Here is a 24,318-nt window from a genome sequence, read left to right as displayed (position 1 = left end):
ATGCCGCGTTCCACCCGGTGGGTGCGATCACTTGCCGCGATTGAGTTGACGCAATGTGTTCGTCACCGCTGCCAGCGCGCGGTCGAACAACAGGCCATCGTCCAGCAGGCGCAAGGTGCCACGCTTGAACGCCAGCGCCAGTTGGCCGACGCTTTTCTCCAAGACCTTGAGCCCCATGCGGTTGACGAAAATGTAGCGGTTGGACGGTGCCATGATCGCCGTAAGCTTGCAGCGCAGGGGGGGTTCTTCAAGCGCCTGGAACTCGACCCAACCTCCGACACGCAGTTGCTGGACCTTGAGCCGCGCGGGATCGTCCAGCGGCAGGTCCTCGGCGGTGTCGGGCAGGCCCGGGCTGAGCACAAACGGCTGGCTGACTTCGACCAGGGTCTCGACGCCCTCACCCGGCTGAATATGCAGGGCCTGCAACCGCACAAAAAACTCACGCGTACTGAAAGGATCGAACGCCGCGCTGGTCAAGCCATCGCGCAACGCTTTGAGCAAGCCCGGTAGTTGCTCCAGTAAATGCCGCCCGGCCTCGGTATCTTGCTGCAGGCTCACACTCCAGATCAACTCGTCCATGGTCCGCAACCCCGCCTGCCATTGCACCGACTCTTCGCCGTGCTTGAGGCTGGCCAGCAACAGTACCTGGCTCCAGGCCTGCTGGAGAAACTGCACCACCGCGCGCGGCAGCACTTTGCCCAGCAGCCGGCGGTTCAGCACATCCGCCACGCGCTGGCGAGCCTCTTCGGTACGCAGGTGCCCGGCTTCAGCGTCACGGGTGTGCTGTTCGATCAGCTCACTGCGGCGCCGCTCGTTCGCGGTAAACGCGCAGAACTCCGTCAAAAGCTGGGTAAAAATCGCCGGATCCTCGACAAACTCGTTCAACAAACGCTGTACCACCTGCTCGATGCGCACGTACAGGCTGTCGCGCTGATACTCATCGCACGGGTTCCAGGTCATGGCCATGGCCGCGATTTCATTGAGCAGCCGACGGGCCGGGTGGCTGGGGCGACTGAAAAAACTCTTATCCAGCACCGCCACTTTCAGCAAGGGAATCTGCAAGCGTGCGATCAAGGCCTTGAAGGCGTCAGGCACGCCATGGTCATTGAGCATGAACTCGAACAGCAGGGCGATCAGGTTGATCACGTCTTCGTCGGCATCCTCCACCACGCGGGACTTGCCACTCTTGACACTGACCCGGGTCAACAGCTGTTCAAGCTGGTTGCGCAAGTCGAAGTCGTCCTCGACGTCCGGCTCCGGTACGTATTGCTGCAAGTGCGACAGCAGGCGCAACAGGTCACGGGTGGCAATCGGCTGAGGTTCGGCACTGGCTTCGAGGGTGGGCGCCACGCTGCCACGTACGGCCGCCAGCAGTTCCTGCAGGGCGGCAAAGGCTTGCTGGCCGTTTTCGTCGACCGGTTGATCGGACGTCGGCACATTGTCTTCACGCGGATGCTCGCGTGTCGCCCGCCCGCCGAGGCGCCGCGACGGCACAGCCTTGAGCTCGGGCAGCACCCCCGTGGCAACCAGCAACTGATTGGCCTCGCCGTACAGGTAGTCGGCGTCGCTGAGGACGTACTTTTCAAATAGCTTGAGCATGATCAGCTTGACGCGGATTTCCACCCCGAGGCTGCGCCCTGCCCGCAGGAAGAACTCACACAACAACGCCGGCCCCAGGGGGTTCTCACGCTCATCCAGGTGCTTATCCAGCAATGCATTCAGGCGCGCGGTCAATTGCCCCAGGGCCAAGCCATCGCGATGGCGCACGCGAACCAGCATGGCCTCCAACGCCACGGTTTTTTCCCGGTCATCGCTGGAGGTGCCTGACGCCGTATCGTAGGAAACCACCGGAACCAACTGCAGGTCACCGCGCCCAGCCTGGCCCAGGTTGGCAAAGGCCTCGAACAGTTGCTCCATGAACACCCGTTCGAAATTCTTGCGCTTGAGGCGCAAGTCGCGCATGGCTTCAAAGAAAATATGGTGATCGATGTTGTTGCGGGCCTTGTCGGCCATTTCGAACAGGGTGTCGTCGGCGTTATCGAACAGTTCCTGCAAGCCCTGCTGCAATTGTTGCGCGGACTTGTCGCGAACCTGCAGCAATACCACCGGCAGGCGAGCGAGCGGCGATGGCGTGGCCTGTGCCTTGTGAATAGGCACCACCTTTCCGTCATTGTGCATCCTGGCCTCCTGAAACGGCGGTGTGGGTTGGGGAACGATCGGGTACAGGGCCGGCTGGGCACTGCGGTTTTCCGGTTATCACCAGTACGTCAAAGCTATGACGCCAATTGCAAGGCGCGAGATTATCTTGCAAATGAGGGCCGTTGCGCCAGCAAACTCTGTCATTGGCGTGTAAATGAGCAGGTGGCTGGGTTCAAACGCGCGCTGCCCCTATAATCGGGGCACTTTGTTTGTGGAGCCTGTTATGCCGAACCTCCGTCTTGCCGACCTCACCGCCGAAATCGAAGCCAATGTGCGCCGCGCACTGCTGGAAGACATCGGCAGTGGCGACATCACCGCACAGTTGATCCCGGCCGAACGGCTGGCCAAGGCCACGATCATCACGCGCGATGCGGCGGTGATCAGTGGTACCGCTTGGGTAGACGCGGTGTTCCGCCAGCTGGACCCGCGGGTCGCCGTGCATTGGCAAGTCGCCGACGGTGAACGCGTGAGCCCCAACCAGGCGCTGTTCCACCTTGAAGGCCCGGCGCGCTCGCTGCTCAGCGGCGAGCGTTGTGCGTTGAATTTTCTGCAGTTGTTGTCAGGCGTAGCCACTCGGGCCCAGTACCTCGCCGATTTTGTCGCCAGCACCCAGGTCAAGCTGCTCGACACGCGCAAGACGCTTCCCGGCCTGCGCCTGGCGCAGAAGTACGCCGTGACCTGCGGGGGCTGCCACAACCACCGTATTGGCTTGTATGACGCCTTTCTGATCAAGGAAAACCATATCGCGGCCTGCGGAGGCATTGCCCAGGCCATTAACGCCGCGCACCAGATCGCCCCAGGCAAGCCGGTGGAAATCGAAGTGGAAAGCCTGGACGAATTGCGCGACGCCCTGGCGGCGGGCGCCGATATCATCATGCTCGATGAACTGAGCCTGGATGACATGCGCGAAGCCGTGCGCCTGAATGGCGGCAAGGCCAAGCTGGAAGCCAGCGGCGGGATCAATGAAAACACCCTGCTGCCCATCGCAGAAACCGGAGTGGATTACATCTCCATCGGCGCGATGACCAAGGATGTGAAGGCGGTGGATTTGTCGATGCGCCTCAGTATTTGAGCACCTTAACTGTAGGAGCGAGCTTGTTCGCGAAAAACCTGAGAACGCCGCAGGGTACCAGGCAGCCCGCGTCATCGTTAGCGATTTTCGCGAGCAAGCTCGCTCCTACACAAGCAAGCGCTTAAACCACCAGGTCATTCATCTCGCAGTACTCTTCCCACTCGACACCCAGCACCTCGGCCGCTTCCTTGTGCAGGGCCAGCCGTGCCGCTTCGAACTCTTCCGGTGTCGAGGTGTACTTGAGGGTCAGCTCCCAAGGCTGCAAGCCCTGGCTCTCGGCCTCGTCCTCGAATGCCCACTGGATCTGGTCACGCTGATCTTCAGCGCTCAGGTCCTTGATCTCTTCTTTAAGCTGCGGCGATTCCCCGATGTACTTGTCGAGGGCTGCTTGGTGCCGAACTTCCTGGGTCATCTCAGTCGTGGTCATGTTGTTCTCTTAGATCGAGGAATGGGGATGCATCTGGGTCATCAAGGTTGCGCAGATACAAAAGAACAGGCACGAATGCCGGCTCGTCTGGCCTTCAGAACCATTCTGGGATCATCTGAAAACGTTGCCTTTGAAACACTGTTGCCTTTTTGCCCGAGACAGGAATCGAACCTGCGACCTTCGCGTTACGAGTGCGCTGCTCTACCGGCTGAGCTACACGGGCGGTGGGCTAAAGCTAGCACCGCATCGGGCGTCCGGCAACTTACGGCGGTGAGAGGGCAATCACGCCCTGAGCCCAGAAGCGCGGTTGCAGGTACCCGCCACGGGTATCCAGATAGCGCTGCTGCGCTTGCTGGAGATGCGGCAGGTCACGCACGGCCACCCACACCAGCAGACCAACGGCCAACACACTCGCCACGTTCCAGGCGCCCCAGGCCAGGGGCAATGCGGGCGTTGCCGGGGTGCGCCAGGCATGCAACGCCATCAGCCAGCCCACCACCAGCGCCAACCACACCTGCGAGTTAGGCATCACGATCACACCATCCACCATGGACTGCGTCAGCGCGCCGATCAGCGACGCAAACAGGCAGGTGCGCAGCAGGTCGGCACACGTTGCAAATTGCGCCCGTTCACGGAGTACGCCAACGGTGGCCCAACTCGCCCGCCACGCCAGAATTGCCACGCATAGGGCCGATGGCATGCCCCATTCACTGGCCCATTGCAGGATCGCCTGATGGGGGTGGGCAGCAATGTTGTTGGCAATATCGGCGAAATGCATCGGCCCAAAACCCAACCATGGATGCTCGACCAGCATGTGCCACGCTTGCCACCAGATCGGGCCGCGCCCCGACAGAGAGGTGGTCAGGCGATCGGCTGCCGCCTGGGAAACTTCGATGCCCAGGTACCCCACCAGCACCGTGAACAAGAGCCAATACAGCAATAGCCCACCGCACAGTGCCACCCACTGCCAGGCCAGCCAGCGCCGCCCCCAAGGCCCCAGCACTGCCAGCACCCCACTTGCCATCGCCATGCCAAGCCACGTGCCACGTGTGCCGCCGCTGATTGCGATCAACCACCAGACACACAACAACGCCAACACCGCACTTCGTACGGGACGGCTGACGCCGGGCAGCAGCAGGGGAAGGGCCAGCAACGGCAGAGTGAAGGTTTGGAATTGACCGTAGAAACGCTTATTGGCAAAACCTGACAGGAGCAGGTCAGGGTCCAGTAACCGTTGACCACTGGTAATAGCCAGCAGGCCAGCATGCAGATACTGGATCGATTTGATCAGGCACAACAGCACCACGACCAGCACCAGGACGCGGTCCAAAGGCTCACCGCCGTGGCGCCGAAGCAAGGCAAATGCAAGCGCAATCGCCCCACAGACGATAAACAGCGCCACCTCGGTGAATGCCCAGAGTGGCTGGTGGGCCAGGGCCGAAGACAGCAGGCCCAGCCCGATAATCAGCACCAGGCCTATGGCGGTGGGCCGATCCACCAGCCGCTCAATCGGAGAAACCGACAGCCCATACAGCACCGCACACAATCCCAGGGCAATCTGCACCCCTCGTTGCAGGTCGTGCCCACTGAAGGGGGCACAGATGCCCAGCACCAACAGGCACACCGCTGCCACCAGGAAAACATTGCCGCGCTGCTGCAGGGATAACGACATTGGCCACCTTTACATCCATGTGCGGGGCTTGACGTTAAGCACCGCTGGCATCACAACCCTTGGCGGCGTATTTCGCCTCAGCGGTGGTCACGCACTTCCAGCCGGCGGTGGCGCTGCGCGTCAGGGTGATGGTCTTGCCCAGCACCGGCGCCGGGGCATCGAGTATTTCGCAACTGATGGAACCGTTACCGGTGGCGACATCCCCGGCCACGTCGATCTTGCAGTTGGCGGTCGGGCTGGTGCCGCCGACCAGTTCCAGCTTCGGCTCGGTGCCTTGGTTGAAAACATCCTCGTAGCCGGCTTTCAACGCGGTGATCTCAGCCAGCCCCGCGGTGAACTTGGCCTTGGCCTGGTGCGTGGTGTACATGGGCAAGCCGATGGTGGCCAAAATGCCGATGATTGCCACGACGATCAACAACTCGATCAAGGTAAAGCCTTTCTGACGCATCACATTCACTCTCCAGAATAGAACCCATGACAAGGCGCGTCCTGCACCCCGTATTTCACAGCCGCGCCAGTGTACTCACCCGCGAGCGGCCCATCGCGCACAAGACGCACATTCTGACATTTTATCGTGCAACACCAGGCCGCCCGAATTTGTCACCTGACTAAGCTATAAAACTTCGACGAACTGGGTGCGGAAATGGACATGGACAACGCTTCAAGGACCTACGCCTGGGAAGGCACCAACCGCCAAGGGCGCAGGGTGTCCGGGCACACCACGGGCCACAACCTCGCCCTGATCAAGGCCAAGCTGCGCCAGCAAGGGATCCGCCCCAGCCGCGTGCGCAGGCAATTCCCCGGCCTGGCCTGCCTCGCCGCGCCGATCAAACCCACTGACATCGCCCTGCTCACCCGCCAGTTGGCGACCTTGCTGAAAGCCGGCGTTCCTCTGCTGCAAGCCTTCGACATCATCAGCGACGGCTTCGAGAGCCGGCCGATGCAGGAACTGCTCAAGGGGTTGAAGCAGGACATCGCCGCCGGCACCGCACTGGCGACCGCGCTGCGCAAACAGCCACGCTATTTCGATGACCTGTACTGCAACCTGATTGCCGCCGGCGAACAGGCCGGGGCATTGGAAACGCTGCTGGAACGCGTTGCCACTCACCTGGAAAAGAGTGAGCAGCTAAAGGCGCGAATCAAGAAAGCCATGACCTACCCGATCGCCGTCCTGGTGGTGGCGAGTCTGGTCAGCAGCATCCTGCTGATCCACGTGGTGCCGCAGTTTCAGAACCTGTTCGCCGGAGTCGACGGCCAGTTGCCCGGTTTTACCCTGCACGTCATCGGCCTGTCCACGTTCATGCAGCAAGCCTGGTGGGCTCTGGCGCTTGGCCTCGGGGCCGGTTTTTTCGCGCTGCGCCACGCCTATCGCGTAGCCCCTGGCTTTCGTCAGGGGCTGGATACGGGTTTGTTGAAAGCCCCCTTGGCAGGCACACTGCTGAAGAAATCGGCCGTGGCACGCTATGCCCGCACGCTTTCCACCACGTTCGCGGCTGGGGTGCCGCTGGTACAGGCATTGGATTCAGTGGCAGGTGCCGTCGGCAACGGGCCGTACAAGCAGGCGATCAAACATATGCGTCATGAGGTATCCACAGGCATGCAGTTGAACCAATCCATGGCCGCCAGCGGTCTCTTTCCAGGCATGGCAATTCAGATGACGGCCATCGGCGAGGAGTCGGGCACACTCGAGCGCATGCTGGAAAAAGTCGCGAACCACTATGAATCGGAAGTCGACAACCTGGTCGACAACCTCACCAGCCTGATGGAGCCGCTGATAATGGTGGTGCTGGGGGGCATTGTCGGGGCGCTGGTGATTGCGATGTACCTGCCGGTCTTCCAACTCGGTACAGCGTTTTGAACCTGCTGCTGACTGAGCAGCCATGGGCGTTTGTCGCAGTGGCGCTGGTGCTGGGGCTGATCATCGGTAGCTTCCTCAATGTACTGGTATGGCGCCTGCCGAAAATGCTTGAGCGGGAATGGCGCGCACAAGCCCTAGAAGTGCTCGGCATGCCCGCCGACCCCGCCGGGCCCACCTACAACCTGATGCACCCCAACTCCTGCTGCCCGCACTGCAATCACCCGATTCGCCCGTGGGAGAATATCCCGCTGCTCAGCTACCTCATGCTCCGGGGGCGTTGTGCCCATTGTCAGCAGCCGATCAGTGCACGCTACCCCATCACTGAACTGGCCTGCGGGCTGATCTCGGCCATGGTGGCCTGGCATTTTGGCTTTGGCTGGCAAGCCGGGGCAGTCATGCTGTTGAGCTGGGGGCTGCTGGCAATGAGCCTGATCGATGTGGATCACCAACTGCTACCCGATATCCTGGTCCTGCCGCTGCTGTGGCTGGGGCTGATCATCAACAGCGCCGACCTGCTGACTGCACTGCCGGACGCACTGTGGGGCGCGGTGATCGGCTACCTAAGTCTGTGGACAGTGTTCTGGCTGTTCAAACTGGTGACCGGCAAGGACGGCATGGGCCATGGCGACTTCAAGTTATTGGCGCTGCTTGGCGCCTGGGGCGGCTGGCAGATTCTGCCGATGACGCTACTGATGTCTTCGCTGGTGGGCGTGATCGTAGGGCTGATTCTGATGCGCTTGCGCAAGGCTGAGATCTCGGCACCGATGCCGTTTGGTCCCTATCTGGCAATTGCCGGCTGGATTGCCGTGCTCTGGGGTGGTCAAATAACCGACTTCTATTTGCAGTCTGTCGGTTTCAGATGACCACTTCTGTTGCAACACCTTGGATCCTTGGCCTCACTGGCGGTATCGGCAGCGGCAAAAGCGCTGCGGCCCAGCACTTTGTCGACCTGGGCGTCGACCTGGTGGATGCCGACCACGCCGCCCGTTGGGTGGTCGAGCCTGGCCGTCCGGCGCTCGCCCGCATCGCCGAACACTTTGGTGCCGGCGTGCTGCAGCGCGACGGCCAACTGGACCGCGCCGCGCTGCGCAAGCTGATCTTTGAAGTCCCCGAAGAACGCCGCTGGCTGGAAGCCTTGCTGCACCCATTGATTGGCGAGGAGATTCGCAATCACTTGGCCCGCGCCCGCTCGCCGTATGCGATCCTGGTGTCACCGCTGCTGATCGAATCCGGCCAGTACCACATGACCCAGCGCATCCTGGTGATCGATGTGCCGCAATCCCTGCAGATTCAGCGTACCCTGCTGCGCGACGGCATCAGCGAACAACAGGTGCAGGCGATTCTCAAGGCCCAGTCCAGCCGCGAAGACCGCCTGAAGCATGCCGATGACGTACTGGTCAATGACCGAGACCTCGCCTGGCTGCACAGCGAGGTCGAGCGACTGCACCACTTTTACCTTACTTTGCGTGGAGGCCGATCATGAGCCAACCCTTGACCGTCGAATGCCCAACCTGCGGCGCACCCGTGGAATGGAAAGCGACCAACCTCAACCGGCCGTTCTGCTCGGACCGTTGCAAGCTCATCGACCTGGGCGCCTGGGCCGCTGAGGAACACAAGATCCCCGTGGCGCCGGACGCCGAAGACGAGCTGTTTTCCGAAGACCTACCGCCGCGCCATTAAGGCCGCATAAAGGCATATTCCTGCTGGTCGTCGAGGTTCTCTGCAAGGTATTGCAACTCGTCGGCCAGGTCTTCGAAACTGCGCACACCCTTGCTCTGCTGCACCACGGCGCTGAGCATCGCGCGCAGGGTCAAGCCTGGGTCAAAACCGATTTCCTGCGCCGCGTCCTGGCTTCTGCGCAACTCCTGCCGTGCCCACTCATACACACTCATGATTTGTACTCCCGCCTTGCTCAGGAAAAGTTTCGCAAAGCATGGGCCTGCCCCGCTGCGAGCGATTTGACCTGGGTCAAGTCTGCGAATCGTCGTCCTTCCAGGGTGCCGAGAGGTAGCGGGTGCGATTGAATGTCTCCAGCCATTCCGGGCAAAACACCACCAGCGCGCTGATCACCATGCCGTTGATAAAGGCTTCTGGAAAGATGATCAGCCACAGGTAACCGACAAAATCCTCCAGCCATTCCGGCATTGCAAAACGCCCGTCGAACCACAACAACCCCAGCCCCACCAGCAGGCAGAGCAAGGCTGACAACGCAGCGGCAAAAAAACCGGAACAGAAGATATACACGAAGGGATTGCGTGGCTGCGCTCGCTCCACCAGCAACGCGCAGGCTTCGGTGACCAGCACGGGCAGCACAACCAGCAGCAGGCCGTTGATGCCTACCGCCGCCAGGTCCTGGCGCCCCAACAGCATCAAGCCCAACTGGGCGGCAAACCCGCCGACAATTGCCAACGGCCAATCGAGCAACAGAGTAACGGCGGTCATGCCGATAAAGTGGTAGGAGACGCCGGTGTCGAAATCCCGCCGCACCAGCCATAACATGAACAGCGCGAACACCGTGCCAAACAGCAAATGCTGACGCCGCCGATCGGCGAACAGCTCGACCCACGGCGAACGCAGGATCGCCCACAACAGCACAGGCGCATACAGCAACCAGCCGATGCCGAGGGTTGCCGGCGCCAGCACTGCCGCACTGATCACGGCTTGACCTGTTCCAGGGCTTGGCGCAGTTCCGCGGCCGAGCTGTACTCGTGTTGAGCAATCAACTTGCCGTTATCCAGTTGCAGCCAGAGCACTTTATCCGCGGGCGCGGGATAGCGCGGAGCAATACGGGCGTCCCGGTCGAGCATCACCCGATAGTTGTAGGCTTGCATCGCCGGCACTGCGAACAACTTGGCGACCAGCCGAGGCATGCGCTGGATGTCTGCGACAAACACCGCGTGGCGCGCCTCGAGATAACCTTTGGGCTGGCCTTGCAAAGCCGCGTCCACCTGCTTGGCGGCGTCCATGCTGCGGGCGACCAACAGGATCTGCGCCTGGTCATCCAGGGTGTAGGCCTGATCGAACTGATCCAACAGGGTCCAGGGCGCCACGCGCTCGCCCACCTCAACGGCCTGGGCCCAGACAGGCAACAGGCTCAGCAACAGCACGGCAAAAAACTTCACTGCACACCTCATGCTAGGGAGAACGGACAAGTGGCCAGTCTACACCGAGCTTTTGCGGCGGGACTTCCTGCCGTCATCATTTGGACGCTAAGCTGCATGCATGGATGACTCAGATTATTTGCGCCTGCTCACCGTAGCGGCCGAACAAGCCAACGCGTTCCTGTCCAATGCCCGCAAATGGGAGCGTGAGCGTTGGGTCTGCCAACGCCTGCTGCAAGGCTTGAATGTGCCGTACCGCGCCGAAGAGTTTCACGCCGCCGGGCAGGAGCCTCCGGACGTATTGTTTCGCGACGCCAGTTTCGAGGTGTTCTTCGTACTGGATGAGGGGCGGCGCCTGAACGACGAATGGCGCGATGAACTGTTGCGTCGGCGCAGTGCGTTCTCCCTGAGCCAACTGGTTCGGCGCGAAGCCAAGCCGCGACGAATTCCGGCCCATGAGTTCCTGTTGCGCCTGGCGCCGACCCTGCGCAAAAAAGCGCACAACTACAAAGAGCGCGGGATGGACCTGGGCGAGTTGGATATCGTCGCGTTTGCCAGCCTCAAGCGCGAAGTCCTGGACCTCAACAGTCACTTCCCGCCGCCCACCGAGTACCTGCGCCAGGGCTGGCGCTCGCTGTCACTGGTGGGGCCGACGTTTGCACGGGTGCTGTTCGCCCACCCGGACGCGCCGGATTTCTTGCGCAACAACCTGGGCCGCAGCATAGTGTTCGACGTGGGCATCAGCCTGTGACACGGGCACAGGCTACGCTTATAGCGTTTGCGCCCACCCACCGACTGTAACGTGGCGCCCTTCTGCAACGTCTACCTGACGAGGCCTTTATGACCAGCCGCCTGAACCCCGATGACCAACAGCATGTCGAAGAGTACCTGCAACTCTCCCAGAACCAAGTCGAGCGCAAGCCTTTCCGGCCATGGCTGCTCCTTGTGGTGGTGCTGGTGGCGGTGATTGGGCTCGGCCTGCTGAGCCGCCTTTTGAGTTACCTGACGCTATGAGCTGCCTGGCGCTCGCGGGGGTAACTGCTCCGATTTCTTTTAGCCTTGCGAGATATCCCCATGACCCATCGTATTATTATCGTCGGCGGCGGCGCCGGCGGCCTGGAGTTGGCTACCCGCCTGGGTAAGACTCTGGGAAAACGCGGCACCGCCAGCATCACGCTGGTGGATACCAACCTGACCCATATCTGGAAGCCCTTGCTGCATGAAGTGGCCGCCGGCTCGCTGAACTCTTCGGAAGACGAACTCAACTACGTCGCCCAGGCCAAATGGAACCACTTCGAGTTCCAACTGGGGCGCATGAGCGGGCTCGACCGTGAACAGAAGAAAATCCAGCTGGCGGCGACCCTCGATGAAGAAGGCCGCGAACTGGTGCCTGCGCGCGTGCTGGGCTATGACAGCCTGGTGATCGCGGTCGGCAGCACCACGAATGACTTCGGCACCGAAGGCGCGGCGCAACACTGTCTGTTCCTCGACACGCGCAAACAGGCGGAACGCTTCCATCAGCAACTGCTCAACCACTACCTGCGCGCCCATGCCGGGCAAACCGACGTGGTGGAAAAGATCAGCGTCGCCATCGTCGGTGCGGGAGCAACCGGTGTCGAACTGGCGGCCGAACTGCATAACGCCGCCCACGAACTGGCTGCTTATGGCCTGGATCGCATCAAACCCGAAAACATGCATATCACCTTGATCGAAGCCGGCCCACGGGTGCTGCCCGCCCTGCCGGAGCGGATTGGCGGGCCGGTGCATAAGACCCTGGAGAGGCTTGGCGTGACGGTGCTGACCAACTCGGCGGTCAGCGAAGTGACGGCCGACGCGCTGATCACCAGCAGCGGCCAAGTGATTCCGGCCAGCCTGAAAGTGTGGGCCGCCGGCATCCGCGCGCCAGCCTTCCTCAAGGACATCGACGGCCTGGAAACCAACCGCATCAATCAACTGCAGGTACTGCCGACGCTGCAAACCACCCGCGATGAAAACATCTTCGCCTTCGGTGACTGCGCCGCCTGCCCGCAACCCGGCACCGACCGCAACGTGCCGCCACGCGCCCAGGCCGCGCACCAGCAGGCTTCATTGCTGGCCAAATCGTTGAAGCTGCGGATCGAAGGCAAGGACCTGCCATCGTACAAGTACACCGACTACGGCTCGTTGATCTCGCTGTCGCGCTTCTCGGCGGTGGGTAACCTGATGGGCAACCTGACAGGCAGCGTGATGCTCGAAGGCTGGCTGGCGCGGATGTTCTATGTGTCGCTGTACCGCATGCACCAGATGGCACTGTATGGCGTCTTCCGCACGGCGATGCTGATGCTGGGCAGCAGGATCGGGCGCGGGACCGAGCCGCGACTCAAGCTTCACTGACAACACGGTCCCTGATGGGGCTCGGCTAATGTGGGCGGGGGCTTGCGCCCGATGACGGTGAGTCGGCTGAATAATGAGTGGCTGACACACTGCTATCGGGAGCAAGCCCCCTCCCATATTCGCTTTGTGTTGGATTTTAGAAAATTCCAGGCAAAAAAATCCCCGTATCTTTCGATACGAGGATTTTTAATATGGTCGGGGTAAGGGGATTCGAACTCCTGACATCCTGCTCCCAAAGCAGGCGCGCTACCGGACTGCGCTATACCCCGGTAAAAAAAGGCGACCTTTCAGTCGCCTTTCGCGACCAGGGCTTTTGACCTCTGATCTTAAGATCTGATTCCAGCGTTAACTGGTCTCAAAAATGGTGGGTCGTGTGGGATTCGAACCTACGACCAATTGGTTAAAAGACAATTGGTTTTAGTGCTTCATAGCCCAGGATCGTGTTCGCTACACATAGCTGTTTCCGTGGCCTCGCAGCCTCTAATGAACCCACATTAGAGGCTCCAAACCATGAAAATCTCTGCGGTCGTTTCGACCAAAGGCGGCGTAGGCAAAACTACCATCGAGGCCAACCTCGGCGCTTTTTGTGCGGATGCAGGCCTGCGCGTGCTCATGATCGACCTAGATCCTGCACAGCCTTCGCTCTCCTCGTATTACCAATTGGTCGATGAAGCTCAAGGAGGCATCTACGACCTGCTGGCATTCAATATCACCGAATCAGCCAAGATCATATCCAGCACCACGATACCAAACCTGTCGCTTGTCATTTCCAACGACATCAACAACCAACTGAACAGCCTGATCCTGCAAGCACCTGACGGACGGTTGCGACTCGCCAACCTGATGCCGGGCTTCAAAGATCATTTCGACCTGGTACTGATTGACACCCAAGGCGCCAGGTCGGCAATGCTCGAAATGGTGGTCCTAGCCTCTGATTTGGTCATATCCCCACTTCCGCCCAATATGCTCGCTGCACGGGAGTTCAGCCGGGGATCCATGCAGATGCTGGACGGCCTGCGCGCCTATGGGCGCCTGGGCATGAAAATCCCTCCTGTGCGGATCGTCGTCAACAATCTCGACCAAACCACCGACGCGCAAATGATCGAGCAGTCGGTACGGGAAATTTTCCAGGACAATGACGAAATCAACGTTCTGGAATGCGTCGTCCCCTCCGCAGTGGTGTTTCGTAACAGTTCATCCCTGGGCGTCCCAGTACACCGCTTGGAATACAGACAGCCTTCCAACCGCATATCCCCTGCAGCCCTTGTCGTGATCCGCCAATTGGCCATTGAGCTTTTTCCAGAATGGCGTGACCGCTTCGAGGCCATGACCGAGGAAAAGGTAGCTAACTTGGTGAGGGAGGGTCGTTGAAATGGCGAAGCCCTCCATTACCGACGCCCGCAGTATTACTGCAAACCTCATCCTAGAGGTTGGCAAGTACTACAGCGCTCAGCAATTGCGCAGCTTGCAAGCCAAGCTCAGTGGAACCGCACGAGAAATCCGAGCCCTGACAAGCGGTTACCAATTACCCGGTCGGATTGGCGCTCAGTTGAGCGTTGACCAGCTTCAGCTTTTGCAGGACGCCGCGAAGCTTATCGAGTCAGTGAACTCGAACATTAAGCACGCGAAGGAAAAGCGCGGCCGCGACGAAAACCAAGCCAAACGCCGTCAGCAAAGTCGATATGCCGAAGCCAAACGCCTGGTAGCTGAAACATATTTAGAACCCTTTGCTCCTGAGCCAACGGCTTTGGACCCTCTTCTAGATATTCTTAAAACAGCGCTGACGCTTAATCGAGCAGACGTTTTCAGGAATGGTTATTCCCCTAGGGAGTTCAATCTCAGGCTCCGTGATTACCTGTCGCCTGCCAGAACTCGAAAGCTCATTGGCTGGACCAGCCCAAGTGCTTTTTGGATAAGCACGGTTCTCTCTCTTCGTAATGACGTTGTGCAAGCTGTTGAGCAAGAGATTGCTTACGACGATGGGTCAAGTGTTCAAGACCGCCTTGATGCCCTGAAACAGAAGGTTGCGGACTGCCTTGCCCGGACTCACCTCTCTGCTGATGAGGAAGAAACACTTCGCCTGTGGTCAGAGGCGCTCTCCCCCCGCCTCCAACAGGAAGGGGGTGAATGATGGACAAGCAAAAAGTCCTCAGCAAGGTCGCCAAACTCATGGCGCTGGCCAAGTCACAAGGCGCTGCCCCAAACGAAGTGGAAATTGCACTTCGTCAAGCTCGCCATTTGATGAATCAGTACAACTTGGAACACACCGAAGTCGCTGCCCATACAATCGAAGAATCCATTGTGGGTACCAAAACCCGTCGGGCACCGCAGGATTGGCTGCACAACCTGGCCTCAATCTGTTCCCAAGCCTTCGATTGCAGCCACTTGGCGTATTTCAATCCGCTACTTGGCTGGTCCTTCAAGTTCTTGGGGAAAGGTATTTCACCCGATCTGGCAGCTCACACCTATTCAACGCTGCATCACCAGCTTGTCGCAGCCCGACGAGCTCATGTTGCCCAGCAGAAGCGCTGCCAACTGAAAACCAAACGTCACCGCGGCCAACTGTTTGCCGAGGGCTGGCTCAATGCCGTCGCCTCTAAGGTGAACCAGTTTGCAGGTGGGATAGACGAAAACACTGCGCTGGAGATCCAAGCCTACCTGGAATGGCATCATCCAAAACTAACGCTAGCCATTATCAAGCCCATCGAAGCCAAAGGTCATGACACCCGCTCTTTGCAAGCGGGATGGGACCAGGGCAAGCATGCCAGGCTGCATCGTGGTGTCGGACAGCAGTCACAAGGAGCCCTTGGGCATGGAGGGAGCCAATGAGAACTCATTCGCTTTCACCTTTGGCCATGGCGGCGCTGGAACAAGCCAGATCCCAACTTGGGCTTGCCCCGGTTCACAAACACCATGTTTGGAGTGAGGCAGAAGAGCGCTCGCTCATTGCCCGCTATCCCAATGAACCGACTCAGGTCCTAGCCGCCGAATTGGGGCTCAGCGTCTATCAGGTCTATGCCAAAGCCAAACGGCTGGGCTTGAGCAAAAGCGCCGAGTTTCTTCGCAGTAGTCTCTGTGGCCGGCTTGACGGCAAGTTGGGCGCAGAATTCCGCTTTCCCAAGGGATCCGTCCCATGGAATAAGGGCCTTAAGGGGCTCCCCTCCTCTGGCCGTATGACTCAGACGCAGTTTAAGGCCGGCAATAAACCGGGGAACTGGCTGCCTATTGGCAGCCTGCGCACAACTCCTGACGGTTATCAGCAGAAGAAAATCACCGATACCGGTTACCCACCCGTTGACTGGAAAGCCGTGCATGTACTGCTTTGGGAGGAGCATCACGGACCAGTCCCTATAAACATGTGCGTGTGCTTCAAGGACGGCAACAAGGCCCATATAGCCCTGAATAACCTGGAGTTGCTGACGAGAGCAGAACGTATGCGTCGGAACACCATTCATCGGTATCCGGAAGAGCTGAAATCCGCAATACGCGCTATCGGCAAACTCAAACGCACCATCCGGGAGGTTGAACATGAAGAACAAGATTGAAGATCTACGTAATCACCTGTTCGTCGCGATCGAGAGCCTCCTGGACCCAGAAAGACCAATGGAAATCGAACGGGCCAAAGCGGTTGCCGAGGTTGCTCAGGTCATGATCAATTCAGCGAAGGTTGAAGTCGACATGGTCAAAGCCCTGGGGGCACGCAACGGGAGTGGTTTTCTTCAGATAGGCCAGGAGTCTGGGAAATGAATCACCTTGACCTCTCACCTCCCTACTCCGTAGAGGCTGAACAAGGTGTGTTAGGTGGGCTACTGCTCGACAACAACACCTGGGATCTCGTCGCAGACAAACTGGATGCCTCTGATTTTTTCCGACACGACCATCGGTTGCTGTTCCGGACAATGGCAAGCCTTGCTGACAAGTCCATTCCGTTCGACATCGTCACCGTCCACAACGCGTTGGAGGAGCCAGACGAAGCCGGAGGGCTGAGCTATCTGGGCGAGCTGGCCAAAAACACGCCGTCTGTAGCCAACATCGAGCATTACGCATCCATCGTGCGTAATCGCTCTCGGCTCAGACAGCTCATGTCCCTTGGATACCAATGCTCTCGCGAGGCGACAGACCCGTTGGCAAGTGCGGAGGATGTTCAAGAATCAATTGAACAGCAACTGTTCGCTCTGGGTGAAGGCAAGAGCGCAACGGAATTCGTCAATATCAACCAATGCCTGACGAACGTCGTCGAACAAATAGACGAACATTTCAACGGCAATATCACCGTGACCGGCCTGCCTTCAGGCCTGGAGGACCTGGACGAGCTGACGTCGGGTTTTCAAGAAGCCGACCTGATCATCCTCGGCGCGCGCCCGTCTATGGGGAAGACCTCTCTGGCCTTGAACTTCATAGATACGGCTCTGCAGGCAAAGCTTGATCGTACAGTTCAGGTTTTCAGCATGGAAATGCCGGCCAAAGCACTGATGTATCGATTGATGGGCATCCTAGGCCATATCGATCTGGGCAGGCTATTGAAGGGCAAGCTCGATGATGATGATTGGCCGAAGCTGACTGCAGCGGTTTCTCGTATTAATGGCTATGGAGAGCGGCTGGTCATCGACGACTCATCAGCGCTCACGCCTGCAGTAATCAGAGCTAAATCTCGTCGAGCAGCTCGTCGCTTCGGACACCCGAGCTTGATCCTGATCGATTACCTGCAGCTCATGCGCTGCCCAGGTCAGGAAAACAGGGCCAACGAGATCAGCGCTATATCCCAGTCCCTCAAGGCCCTAGCGAAAGAGATGAATTGCCCGGTGGTTGCGCTTTCCCAGCTCAACCGAGAACTGGAGCGACGGCCAAATAAGCGTCCGATCAACGCAGACCTGCGTGATAGCGGTGCGATTGAACAGGACGCGGACCTGATTATGTTCGTCTACCGGGACGAGGTGTACCACCCTCAGAGCGAACACAAAGGCATTGCAGAAATCATTCTCGGCAAGGCGCGTAACGGCCCAACTGGGACCGTACGAACAGCCTTCATCGCCAATCAGACCCGGTTTGCCAACCTCAGTCCCAACGCCGGCTGGCAAGGGGCTCAACTATGAAAAAGCACACCTCAGCGATGAATACTCTCGTACGCATCACTCACTGGTGCCTTCAATGCGATAGCCACCACCCGAAACATCAAGTGAGTGGCGCTCCAGCCTTACCCGGCGGTGAAGTGGACGAGCTTATTTGCCCTACTTGCAATAGCTATGACATCGAGGAGCTTCAGGAGGTGTCGGATGCACAGTAGCGCCGAGCTATTTCCTAGTATCCATGCCGGTGCCGTGTTCGAAGCCTCTGCTGTGGCTCATGCCCATAAATCTGGGATCAACCCGGTGGAGCTCGACGCATTAGCTCAAGCGATCGGCCGCCTTGCTCGTGACCACAGCACCGTGGTCCCAATGAGCATGCGTGAGGATCTGTTGGAGTTTGAGAAGCTCGGCTACGTCGAGCTGACCAACACGCCCAGCGCAACAATTACCGTTGAACTGCTCTGTGCGGGCGCCTTGCTATCCAGCTACTTCTGGTCGGTTTGGGTGCCCCGCTACCTCCAGTGCTGCTCGCTGAAAGTGGCCGTCATGTCTCACCTGCAACACCCCGCGGAAGTTCAGCACTGCAGCGTGGTGTTCCGCGTGCCTGGAGCACGTGAGGCTACGCGTCACTTTTTGCATGAGCTCGGTACCAAGTTTCCTGGCGATCAGGCTGAAATCATCGCGATCCAGACCGGTAACGTTCTGGCAGACAGGGATGCAGAGCTATGACCACCAATCTCCTACGCGGAAAAAGCGAGAGCCTTCGTGTACTCGTGAAGTTTGCTGAAGCGAATGGCTGGACGGTGTCTCGCACTCAAGGTGGCCATATCAAGTTCACGAAATCTGGCCTTGGATCGATTTACACCTCATCAACCGCAAGCGATTACCGCTCAGGCCTCAACGCCAAAGCCCGTATTCGTCGTGCTGATCGAGCTCAAACCCTACACTCGCAGGAGGCAATCTAATGCCTATCCGTCATTGCATCGTCCACCTGATCGACAAAAAACCCGATGGCACACCTGCTGTTCTCCAGGCACGCGATTCGGAGCTATCCGAATCGGTCGCCATCGAGAACATGCTTGCCGACCTCAACGAGAGCTATAACGCCAAACAAGGCAAGGCCTGGGGTTTCTTCCATGCCGAGTCCGGCGCGCACCCGTTTAGCGGCTGGTTAAAGCAGTACTTTGAAGGTGACCAGGACTTCACCGCCTTCAGCCACACGGCGGTCGAGCATCTGCAAAAGCTGATGGAAGAGTCCAACCTCTCCACCGGTGGCCACGTACTGTTTGCCCATTACCAGCAAGGCATGACCGACTACCTAACTGTCGCCCTGCTCCACCACAGTGAAGGCGTGGTGGTTACTGACGATCTGGACGTCACTCCTTCACGCCACCTGGACGTTGGCCAGTTGCACCTGGCAGCGCGTATCAACTTGTCCGAGTGGCAGAACAACAAGCAATCCAAGCAGTACATCTCGTACATCAAAGGCAAAAACGGTAAGAAGATCTCGGGGTATTTCAGCGACTTCATTGGCTGCATGGAAGGCGTCGACGGCCCGGGCGAAACCCGCGCCCTCCTCAAGGCGTTCAGCGACTTCGTTGAAAACGAAGACCTGCCAGACGAATCGGCCCGCGAGAAAACCAAGGCCCTGGTGGACTACGCCACCAGCCAGGCCAAGCTCGGTGAACCCATGGGCCTGGAGGAACTGTCAGGCTTGATCGATGAAGATCGCCCCAAGGCGTTCTACGACCATATCCGCAATAAGGACTACGGCCTGTCGCCGGAAATCCCCCTGGATAAACGCACTCTCAACCAATTCCGTCGGTTCACCGGCCGTGCCGAAGGCTTGTCCATCAGTTTTGAAGCGCATCTGCTAGGGGACAAGATCGAGTACGACGAGGCGTCCAATTCATTAGTCATCAAGGGGTTACCTACCCAACTCACTGATCAGTTGAAACGTCGCTGAACACACTTTCTACCCTAGGCATCGGAGCCCACCATGAGTAACAAACCACAGCGTCTGCATGAAGAAAAATTCGTTATTCGCCTGCCCGACGGGATGCGCGAACGCATCGCGTTGGAAGCACGTGAAAACGCCAGGTCGATGAACTCAGAAATTGTTTATCGGCTGGAGACAACTGCCGAACTTGAAGCTGCTCTGGATCGTGCTTTGAAAATCATTGACCAGCTTTTGGCGGCAAGCCCGGCTTATGAGCAGCCAGGAGCCAGAGTATGAAAGCGTCTTTGGCCCAAACCATGAAAGATAAGCTGTTGCTGCCGGCGTTTGAATCGAAGTCGCCGGTGGCAGCGCGAATGAGCGACCCCATCGTCGATACCCCCATGCTGTTGACTCTCGACGAAACGCTGCCGTATGACGAAAACCCAAGGACGACTCGTAACCCGAAGTACGATGAAATTAAAGAGTCGATACGAAATCGGGGACTCGATACGCCACCTCCCGTCACTCGTAAACCTGGGGAAGATAAGTACCGGATCCGCAACGGCGGCAACACTCGCCTGGCAATTTTAAACGAGTTGTATCGTGAGACCGGCGACGAGAAGTACTTCAAGTTTCACTGCCTATTTCGACCCTGGGACGCCGTTCGGGGCGAAATCATCTCGCTCACCGGCCACTTGGCTGAAAACGACCTCCAAGGCCAGCTCCTGTTCATTGAGCGGGCTATTGGGGTCGACAAAGCGAGAGCGCTGTATGAAACAGAGGCAGGGGAGTCTATCTCATTACGTGAGCTTTCACGGCGGCTGTCAGCGGATGGCTACCCGGTCTCCGCGTCTCACTTGAGTCGTATGCACGACACCATTCGGTACTTACTGCCAGCAATTCCAGGCGCGCTGTACTCTGGACTGGGAGTAGACAGAATCATAAAGCTTCTGTCTTTGCGCAAAACAGCTCTTCAGTGCTGGGATCGCAATTATCAAGAGCAGGAGCAGCACCTTGATTTCGATACGCTTTTCCAAGATGTACTGTCCCAGTTTGAGGGCGACGCTGAAGAATTTCTATTCCAGCGATTTCAGGACGAACTGATAGATCACCTTAAAAAGCCGCTGAACCTCGGCTACGAGCAAATACTGTTGGAAATCACTCAGAACCAGGACCAATTGCGCCGGTCTACGCCGGTTCTTGAGCTGCCACAGTACCCTGCATCGCAATTTGAGGGGGGGACTCAACTTAACGTTTCGAACAATGGCATTGAGGCTAATCAGAACCCTCTACAACTACCCCCTACTACTTCGGGGGGCAGCACACATAAGACGACGCCCTCCAAAGAGAGTCCTTCACCTCAAGGGGTGCAACAGCAACTGGCCCCAACTCCGCAGGAGCAAATGAGCCCACAAGAGCGCCAAGCACGTATCGATGGGCACGTTGCGAGCCCTGTGAAGACTTCTCCCAGAGTCGACAAGATGAAACGGGAGCTCGCTGCGCTTGACGGTGAGGTCTTGCCCGACTTCGCCTCCAATGCCTTGGTGGCCATCCCTGTTCAAGCTGGCGGACTCAATCCCATTTCTGACCTTTGGTACATCGAACGCGAAATAGACAATACCGCGACCCTGCGTCAGCACATCGCTCAATTGGCTCGCGAAATAGCCAGCTCGGTCAAAGCCCCAGGTCAATTTATCGATATCGATGGTGGCGTCGGGTTCAGCTACCGACACCCCGAAGCGGAAGTCGAAATTACTGCCACAGCCCAACATACCTTGACGCTGCTCCAGTCTTTGAGCGGCTCGATGGCCATCGTACTGAAAATGATTCAGCAGCAACCCAAGCTTCAAATCGACGCGTTGGCTGACTTTGAGTTCGCAGCCGGACTGGGCCAGATCTTACTGGGCCAGCCTCACACAAAAGATCAGCCCCCTGAAAGTGAATGCCGTCTCAGCGACGGCGCTCTAGTGAAGCTGTTCCGCATTATTCGTCTCGCAAGACGTTTGATTGACCTGGAAATCCAGTCAGTCGCCAACAACGGTCCGAATTCAGCCAGTTAACACACGGACTCTACAAGGGGGAGTCGTCATGTCCAAGACACCAATAAATGAAGCAATCCTGTCACAGGTGCTTCATCACATGCGTAATGGCCAACTTCGGCGCTGCATCGAAATGGGCCTGGAGCCAGAGATATTGGCTCAGCTCCAACAACCTTCAGTACTGAGCTTGCTGCTTAACACTCCCGTGTCTTGGTGCAACGTCACCATTGATGGGGACATGGTAAAAAAACTACTGTCAGGCGCGCAGCGTTCTGATGAAGAAGTGCGCATGATTGAACGTGCGCTGCGACTTGGCGCGACCACTCAAATGCTGCAACAGTTCTTCGGGCTGTCTCCGCAGGATGTGGCCCTTCAACGCCTAATGATCGGCGTGACGGCACGTCGTGGCCGTTGGCGCGAATTCAGTGAGGAGATGGACGCTCAGCTTTGGTACCGATGGACGCACCTAATGCAAGAGCATCAGGTAGAGCTTGGCGACAGTCTCGCGTTGCTGGACATCGCCATGTTGGTCGCCGAGGAACTCAATGCTCCACAGGATACTAGCCCAGATGAGACCCACGAAAACCTCAGCCTGGCCATCATCTGGCATCGCATTCAGTCCTGGATAAAGGAAGGGCTTTACCCTCCTGCAAACCCTGGCCTTCCGAGAAGGCTACAGCTTGTGTCTTCTCAACGACTTGCACAGCCTGCAGCGACATCGGTGGAAGGTGACTCTGTATTATGAGGTTGTCTCGGCTTCCCTTGTCGACGCTTTTAGACTCGGCCTCGGGTCACCTTGAAGCTCATTTGCTTCAGAAAAAAGAGTCGGCGCCTCCGGGGATTGAAGGGTCTTCCCCCTACTCCGGAATTATTTTCAGCGGGAACCCACACGAAACGGTTCCTCGCCGATTGCTTTTGGATGATCGCTTAACCCCGCTTGAAAGAAACACCTGGCAGGTATTTCGCCTACTGATCAATGACGACGGCCTTACGGCGTTCCCTACCTATGACCAACTGCGGCCATATTTGGGTATGCAACCCGGTAGGCCTGCCTCGCGTGAAACTGTATCAAAAGCATTAGTGACCTTACGTCTCACCCGTTGGCTTAGCCTGGGGCGACGGGTGCGCAATGATCTGAGTGGACAAGTGCAAGGCAACGTCTACCTGCTTCACGACGAACCGGTCACACCGGCCGAAGCTATAGAGTTCGACAAGGACTACTTGCAGCTACTCGCGCAGTCAATGCAGCACCAGACCAAGGTGATTCGCGAAGTGGCAGAAATTGCCTGGAAGGAATTTGCAGCTGATCCTGATGTTGGCCAACGCTTACCTAGCAGGCTGGACATCATCGAATCCCGCATGAATAGCCAGGCCTGGACCAAAGCGCAGGCTCCAGTCGTTCTTAAAGCGACTGAGTTCGGAATCCGAACTCAGCAAAATATAGCTCTATCTCCACTGAGTTCGGATACCGAACTCAGTGAAAAAGGCGAAGAGCGAATCGCTTTGGAGCAGAGTTCGGATGCCGAACTCAGCCGTAAATCACTGAGTTCGGACTTAGTTCGGCATCCGAACTCATATAGTACGTATACAGATACACACAAAGATGTTTGTAAAAGCTCTGTACATGTACCGCCCACACCAAACGACATCGCTGCCGATTTGCTCGGTGCACTGCATCGACTACCGGTCGAGCAAAAACAGAACGCGGTCCTGGCGCTGCAAAAGGTTCCAGCAGAGTTGAAAACCGCGCTCATCAAACAATGGGTCCACCGCTGTGACTCGGGAGGGGTCCGAAACCCGCTTGGATACTTAATGACGCTCGTCGGCATGGCCGTTCGCGGCGATTTCAACAGCCAATGGAACCCTGACGACAAGGCAAAAGCGAGCCCCGAGCGTCAAGACGCTTCAGCCCCGCCAGAGGGCGCAGAGCAGCCGACGAAGACGCTAACGCAGACGCGTAGCCCTGAGTCGATACAAACCGCAAAACACACACTCAGCGGAATGCTGCATCTGCTGAAGCCTAATCGGGGTACACATCCATGATGTCAGGTGGACAACCAGAATATCGTGGTAACGCGGCCCAGAGCGAAGCGGTCGTGACCGGAATCTGTGCCAGCTACACAGCAAGTGTTGCGGCCCGCAACACCCTGACAGGAACCGAAATACGCCGCGGCCGCCACGCAAGTGACTCGGCCCAAATCACTTGCCCAGGATCCGGCATTCGTGCCAGCGACACGGCAAGTGTTGTGGCCCACAACACCCTGACAGCATCCGGCACCGGAGGTGGCCGCCATATAAGTGGTGCGGCCCGCACCACCTTGGCAGGATCCGGCATCCGTGCCGGCGACATGGCAAGTGTTGTGGCCCACAACACCCTGACAGCATCCGGCACCGGAGGTGGCCGCCATATAAGTGGTGCGGCCCGCACCACCTTGGCAGGATCCGGCATCCGTGCCGGCGACATGGCAAGTGTTGTGGCCCACAACACCCTGACAGCATCCGGCACCGGAGGTGGCCGCCATATAAGTGGTGCGGCCCGCACCACCTTGGCAGGATCCGGCATCCGTGCCGG

General features: G+C 58.3%; 29 protein-coding genes and 2 tRNA genes. 22 read left to right on the top strand and 9 right to left on the bottom strand.

Annotated elements, in window-relative coordinates; all coding sequences use genetic code 11:
- Positions 1–27 precede the first annotated feature (27 nt).
- Entirely contained in the window at positions 28–2,178 is a 2,151-nt protein-coding gene (locus ACODSV_RS24120) for a DUF1631 domain-containing protein (RefSeq protein WP_024073389.1), read from the bottom strand.
- A gap of 244 nt (positions 2,179–2,422) precedes the next feature.
- Between ACODSV_RS24120 and nadC the strand changes: the two genes are divergently transcribed.
- Positions 2,423–3,271, top strand: a complete 849-nt coding sequence (nadC, locus tag ACODSV_RS24115) for a carboxylating nicotinate-nucleotide diphosphorylase (protein ID WP_150054127.1) — start codon at positions 2,423–2,425, stop codon at positions 3,269–3,271.
- Between the two features lie 121 nt (positions 3,272–3,392).
- On the opposite strand, the gene ACODSV_RS24110 is transcribed toward nadC, so the two are convergent.
- From ACODSV_RS24110 to ACODSV_RS24095, 4 genes are all read right to left on the bottom strand, one after another.
- Complete coding sequence (locus ACODSV_RS24110) at positions 3,393–3,698, bottom strand: DUF6388 family protein (protein WP_024073387.1); 306 nt, start codon at positions 3,696–3,698, stop codon at positions 3,393–3,395.
- 150 nt (positions 3,699–3,848) lie between these two features.
- Positions 3,849–3,921, bottom strand: a tRNA-Thr gene (locus ACODSV_RS24105).
- Between the two features lie 39 nt (positions 3,922–3,960).
- A complete protein-coding gene (locus ACODSV_RS24100; protein ID WP_150054126.1) occupies positions 3,961–5,370 on the bottom strand; it encodes an O-antigen ligase family protein in 1,410 nt (469 codons plus the stop codon).
- Positions 5,371–5,404: 34 nt separating this feature from the next.
- Entirely contained in the window at positions 5,405–5,818 is a 414-nt protein-coding gene (locus tag ACODSV_RS24095) for a pilin (protein WP_024073385.1), read from the bottom strand.
- Positions 5,819–6,019: 201 nt separating this feature from the next.
- Here ACODSV_RS24095 and ACODSV_RS24090 point away from each other — a divergent pair, with 201 nt between their 5' ends.
- Genes ACODSV_RS24090 through yacG form a run of 4 tightly spaced genes read left to right on the top strand, consistent with a single transcriptional unit; the run spans position 6,020 to position 8,908 of the window.
- The gene (locus ACODSV_RS24090) at positions 6,020–7,228 is read left to right on the top strand and encodes a type II secretion system F family protein (RefSeq protein ID WP_150054125.1); all 1,209 of its coding nucleotides are present in this window, start codon (positions 6,020–6,022) and stop codon (positions 7,226–7,228) included.
- The gene (locus ACODSV_RS24085; protein WP_069075202.1) at positions 7,225–8,091 is read left to right on the top strand and encodes a prepilin peptidase; all 867 of its coding nucleotides are present in this window, start codon (positions 7,225–7,227) and stop codon (positions 8,089–8,091) included. Before ACODSV_RS24090 ends, ACODSV_RS24085 begins: the two co-directional genes overlap by 4 nt.
- Positions 8,088–8,711, top strand: coding sequence for a dephospho-CoA kinase (gene coaE, locus ACODSV_RS24080; RefSeq protein WP_102624199.1), 624 nt, complete (start codon positions 8,088–8,090; stop codon positions 8,709–8,711). Before ACODSV_RS24085 ends, coaE begins: the two co-directional genes overlap by 4 nt.
- Positions 8,708–8,908 carry a DNA gyrase inhibitor YacG gene (gene yacG, locus ACODSV_RS24075; RefSeq protein WP_017845472.1) on the top strand — a complete coding sequence of 67 codons (201 nt, stop codon included), beginning with the start codon at positions 8,708–8,710 and terminating at the stop codon, positions 8,906–8,908. The genes coaE and yacG overlap by 4 nt, the downstream gene beginning before the upstream one ends.
- On the opposite strand, the gene ACODSV_RS24070 is transcribed toward yacG, so the two are convergent.
- From ACODSV_RS24070 to ACODSV_RS24060, 3 genes are all read right to left on the bottom strand, one after another.
- Positions 8,905–9,120, bottom strand: a complete 216-nt coding sequence (locus ACODSV_RS24070; RefSeq protein WP_003171680.1) for a hypothetical protein — start codon at positions 9,118–9,120, stop codon at positions 8,905–8,907. The genes yacG and ACODSV_RS24070 overlap by 4 nt on opposite strands.
- A 76-nt stretch (positions 9,121–9,196) precedes the next feature.
- A complete protein-coding gene (locus ACODSV_RS24065) occupies positions 9,197–9,886 on the bottom strand; it encodes an energy-coupling factor ABC transporter permease (protein WP_024073381.1) in 690 nt (229 codons plus the stop codon).
- Entirely contained in the window at positions 9,883–10,350 is a 468-nt protein-coding gene (locus ACODSV_RS24060; protein ID WP_069075203.1) for an FAD/FMN-containing dehydrogenase, read from the bottom strand. The genes ACODSV_RS24065 and ACODSV_RS24060 overlap by 4 nt, the downstream gene beginning before the upstream one ends.
- A 100-nt stretch (positions 10,351–10,450) precedes the next feature.
- Here ACODSV_RS24060 and ACODSV_RS24055 point away from each other — a divergent pair, with 100 nt between their 5' ends.
- The 3 genes from ACODSV_RS24055 (at position 10,451) to ACODSV_RS24045 (ending at position 12,702) form a co-directional block, all read left to right on the top strand.
- On the top strand, positions 10,451–11,080 hold the full coding sequence (locus ACODSV_RS24055; RefSeq protein ID WP_017845475.1) for a DUF1780 domain-containing protein: 630 nt from the start codon (positions 10,451–10,453) through the stop codon (positions 11,078–11,080).
- 89 nt (positions 11,081–11,169) lie between these two features.
- Positions 11,170–11,343 (top strand): DUF3094 family protein, encoded by a 174-nt coding sequence (locus tag ACODSV_RS24050; RefSeq protein ID WP_024073379.1) that lies wholly within the window; start codon positions 11,170–11,172, stop codon positions 11,341–11,343.
- A 60-nt stretch (positions 11,344–11,403) separates the two neighbouring features.
- Complete coding sequence (locus ACODSV_RS24045; RefSeq protein ID WP_150054123.1) at positions 11,404–12,702, top strand: NAD(P)/FAD-dependent oxidoreductase; 1,299 nt, start codon at positions 11,404–11,406, stop codon at positions 12,700–12,702.
- Positions 12,703–12,894: 192 nt separating this feature from the next.
- Here ACODSV_RS24045 and ACODSV_RS24040 read toward each other — a convergent pair.
- Positions 12,895–12,971: transfer RNA gene (locus ACODSV_RS24040), tRNA-Pro, on the bottom strand.
- Positions 12,972–13,212: 241 nt separating this feature from the next.
- On the opposite strand from ACODSV_RS24040, the gene ACODSV_RS24035 reads away from it, so the two are divergent.
- The 14 genes from ACODSV_RS24035 to ACODSV_RS23970 all read left to right on the top strand — a co-directional run.
- The gene (locus ACODSV_RS24035) at positions 13,213–14,073 is read left to right on the top strand and encodes a ParA family protein (RefSeq protein WP_008437313.1); all 861 of its coding nucleotides are present in this window, start codon (positions 13,213–13,215) and stop codon (positions 14,071–14,073) included.
- Position 14,074: 1 nt separating this feature from the next.
- Entirely contained in the window at positions 14,075–14,833 is a 759-nt protein-coding gene (locus ACODSV_RS24030) for a hypothetical protein (protein WP_008437314.1), read from the top strand.
- On the top strand, positions 14,830–15,531 hold the full coding sequence (locus ACODSV_RS24025) for a DUF2786 domain-containing protein (RefSeq protein ID WP_008437315.1): 702 nt from the start codon (positions 14,830–14,832) through the stop codon (positions 15,529–15,531). Before ACODSV_RS24030 ends, ACODSV_RS24025 begins: the two co-directional genes overlap by 4 nt.
- Complete coding sequence (locus tag ACODSV_RS24020; RefSeq protein ID WP_020301295.1) at positions 15,528–16,247, top strand: HNH endonuclease signature motif containing protein; 720 nt, start codon at positions 15,528–15,530, stop codon at positions 16,245–16,247. Before ACODSV_RS24025 ends, ACODSV_RS24020 begins: the two co-directional genes overlap by 4 nt.
- Positions 16,231–16,449 carry a hypothetical protein gene (locus ACODSV_RS24015; RefSeq protein ID WP_008437317.1) on the top strand — a complete coding sequence of 73 codons (219 nt, stop codon included), beginning with the start codon at positions 16,231–16,233 and terminating at the stop codon, positions 16,447–16,449. The genes ACODSV_RS24020 and ACODSV_RS24015 overlap by 17 nt, the downstream gene beginning before the upstream one ends.
- Entirely contained in the window at positions 16,446–17,795 is a 1,350-nt protein-coding gene (dnaB, locus tag ACODSV_RS24010) for a replicative DNA helicase (RefSeq protein ID WP_008437319.1), read from the top strand. Before ACODSV_RS24015 ends, dnaB begins: the two co-directional genes overlap by 4 nt.
- 180 nt (positions 17,796–17,975) lie before the next feature.
- Positions 17,976–18,497 (top strand): hypothetical protein, encoded by a 522-nt coding sequence (locus ACODSV_RS24005; protein WP_008437321.1) that lies wholly within the window; start codon positions 17,976–17,978, stop codon positions 18,495–18,497.
- Positions 18,494–18,733: a type II toxin-antitoxin system HicA family toxin gene (locus ACODSV_RS24000; protein WP_008437325.1), complete on the top strand. Its 240-nt coding sequence runs from the start codon at positions 18,494–18,496 to the stop codon at positions 18,731–18,733. Before ACODSV_RS24005 ends, ACODSV_RS24000 begins: the two co-directional genes overlap by 4 nt.
- Positions 18,733–19,734: a nucleoid-associated protein YejK gene (gene yejK, locus ACODSV_RS23995; protein WP_008437326.1), complete on the top strand. Its 1,002-nt coding sequence runs from the start codon at positions 18,733–18,735 to the stop codon at positions 19,732–19,734. Before ACODSV_RS24000 ends, yejK begins: the two co-directional genes overlap by 1 nt.
- A 33-nt stretch (positions 19,735–19,767) precedes the next feature.
- Entirely contained in the window at positions 19,768–20,004 is a 237-nt protein-coding gene (locus ACODSV_RS23990; protein WP_008437327.1) for an Arc family DNA-binding protein, read from the top strand.
- Positions 20,001–21,767 carry a ParB family protein gene (locus tag ACODSV_RS23985; protein ID WP_008437328.1) on the top strand — a complete coding sequence of 589 codons (1,767 nt, stop codon included), beginning with the start codon at positions 20,001–20,003 and terminating at the stop codon, positions 21,765–21,767. Before ACODSV_RS23990 ends, ACODSV_RS23985 begins: the two co-directional genes overlap by 4 nt.
- A 28-nt stretch (positions 21,768–21,795) precedes the next feature.
- Positions 21,796–22,491 carry a DUF2857 domain-containing protein gene (locus ACODSV_RS23980; RefSeq protein ID WP_008437329.1) on the top strand — a complete coding sequence of 232 codons (696 nt, stop codon included), beginning with the start codon at positions 21,796–21,798 and terminating at the stop codon, positions 22,489–22,491.
- Positions 22,488–23,789: an STY4528 family pathogenicity island replication protein gene (locus tag ACODSV_RS23975; protein WP_019816979.1), complete on the top strand. Its 1,302-nt coding sequence runs from the start codon at positions 22,488–22,490 to the stop codon at positions 23,787–23,789. Before ACODSV_RS23980 ends, ACODSV_RS23975 begins: the two co-directional genes overlap by 4 nt.
- A gap of 203 nt (positions 23,790–23,992) precedes the next feature.
- Positions 23,993–24,318: hypothetical protein (locus tag ACODSV_RS23970; RefSeq protein WP_489078337.1), on the top strand; the 326-nt coding region annotated here is incomplete at its 3' end.

This window comes from Pseudomonas sp. FG86, from assembly GCF_057808775.1.
The sequence above is the reverse complement of the archived record's forward strand: the minus strand, read 5'-3'. Positions and strand labels throughout refer to the sequence as shown.

What these genes read in the sequence shown, in the direction of transcription:
- ACODSV_RS23975 (WP_019816979.1), top strand. Translation starts at nt 22,488, where the DNA reads ATGAGGTTGTCTCGGCTTCCCTTGTCGACGCTTTTAGACTCGGCCTCG.
- ACODSV_RS24090 (WP_150054125.1), top strand. Translation starts at nt 6,020, where the DNA reads ATGGACAACGCTTCAAGGACCTACGCCTGGGAAGGCACCAACCGCCAA.
- ACODSV_RS24020 (WP_020301295.1), top strand. Translation starts at nt 15,528, where the DNA reads ATGAGAACTCATTCGCTTTCACCTTTGGCCATGGCGGCGCTGGAACAA.
- nadC (WP_150054127.1), top strand. Translation starts at nt 2,423, where the DNA reads ATGCCGAACCTCCGTCTTGCCGACCTCACCGCCGAAATCGAAGCCAAT.
- yacG (WP_017845472.1), top strand. Translation starts at nt 8,708, where the DNA reads ATGAGCCAACCCTTGACCGTCGAATGCCCAACCTGCGGCGCACCCGTG.
- ACODSV_RS23985 (WP_008437328.1), top strand. Translation starts at nt 20,001, where the DNA reads ATGAAAGCGTCTTTGGCCCAAACCATGAAAGATAAGCTGTTGCTGCCG.
- ACODSV_RS24000 (WP_008437325.1), top strand. Translation starts at nt 18,494, where the DNA reads ATGACCACCAATCTCCTACGCGGAAAAAGCGAGAGCCTTCGTGTACTC.
- ACODSV_RS24045 (WP_150054123.1), top strand. Translation starts at nt 11,404, where the DNA reads ATGACCCATCGTATTATTATCGTCGGCGGCGGCGCCGGCGGCCTGGAG.
- ACODSV_RS23980 (WP_008437329.1), top strand. Translation starts at nt 21,796, where the DNA reads ATGTCCAAGACACCAATAAATGAAGCAATCCTGTCACAGGTGCTTCAT.
- ACODSV_RS24050 (WP_024073379.1), top strand. Translation starts at nt 11,170, where the DNA reads ATGACCAGCCGCCTGAACCCCGATGACCAACAGCATGTCGAAGAGTAC.
- yejK (WP_008437326.1), top strand. Translation starts at nt 18,733, where the DNA reads ATGCCTATCCGTCATTGCATCGTCCACCTGATCGACAAAAAACCCGAT.
- ACODSV_RS24035 (WP_008437313.1), top strand. Translation starts at nt 13,213, where the DNA reads ATGAAAATCTCTGCGGTCGTTTCGACCAAAGGCGGCGTAGGCAAAACT.
- ACODSV_RS24015 (WP_008437317.1), top strand. Translation starts at nt 16,231, where the DNA reads ATGAAGAACAAGATTGAAGATCTACGTAATCACCTGTTCGTCGCGATC.
- ACODSV_RS24120 (WP_024073389.1), bottom strand. Translation starts at nt 2,178, where the DNA reads ATGCACAATGACGGAAAGGTGGTGCCTATTCACAAGGCACAGGCCACG.
- ACODSV_RS24005 (WP_008437321.1), top strand. Translation starts at nt 17,976, where the DNA reads ATGCACAGTAGCGCCGAGCTATTTCCTAGTATCCATGCCGGTGCCGTG.
- ACODSV_RS24110 (WP_024073387.1), bottom strand. Translation starts at nt 3,698, where the DNA reads ATGACCACGACTGAGATGACCCAGGAAGTTCGGCACCAAGCAGCCCTC.
- ACODSV_RS24030 (WP_008437314.1), top strand. Translation starts at nt 14,075, where the DNA reads ATGGCGAAGCCCTCCATTACCGACGCCCGCAGTATTACTGCAAACCTC.
- ACODSV_RS24055 (WP_017845475.1), top strand. Translation starts at nt 10,451, where the DNA reads ATGGATGACTCAGATTATTTGCGCCTGCTCACCGTAGCGGCCGAACAA.
- ACODSV_RS24095 (WP_024073385.1), bottom strand. Translation starts at nt 5,818, where the DNA reads ATGCGTCAGAAAGGCTTTACCTTGATCGAGTTGTTGATCGTCGTGGCA.
- ACODSV_RS24070 (WP_003171680.1), bottom strand. Translation starts at nt 9,120, where the DNA reads ATGAGTGTGTATGAGTGGGCACGGCAGGAGTTGCGCAGAAGCCAGGAC.
- coaE (WP_102624199.1), top strand. Translation starts at nt 8,088, where the DNA reads ATGACCACTTCTGTTGCAACACCTTGGATCCTTGGCCTCACTGGCGGT.
- ACODSV_RS23990 (WP_008437327.1), top strand. Translation starts at nt 19,768, where the DNA reads ATGAGTAACAAACCACAGCGTCTGCATGAAGAAAAATTCGTTATTCGC.
- dnaB (WP_008437319.1), top strand. Translation starts at nt 16,446, where the DNA reads ATGAATCACCTTGACCTCTCACCTCCCTACTCCGTAGAGGCTGAACAA.
- ACODSV_RS24100 (WP_150054126.1), bottom strand. Translation starts at nt 5,370, where the DNA reads ATGTCGTTATCCCTGCAGCAGCGCGGCAATGTTTTCCTGGTGGCAGCG.
- ACODSV_RS24025 (WP_008437315.1), top strand. Translation starts at nt 14,830, where the DNA reads ATGATGGACAAGCAAAAAGTCCTCAGCAAGGTCGCCAAACTCATGGCG.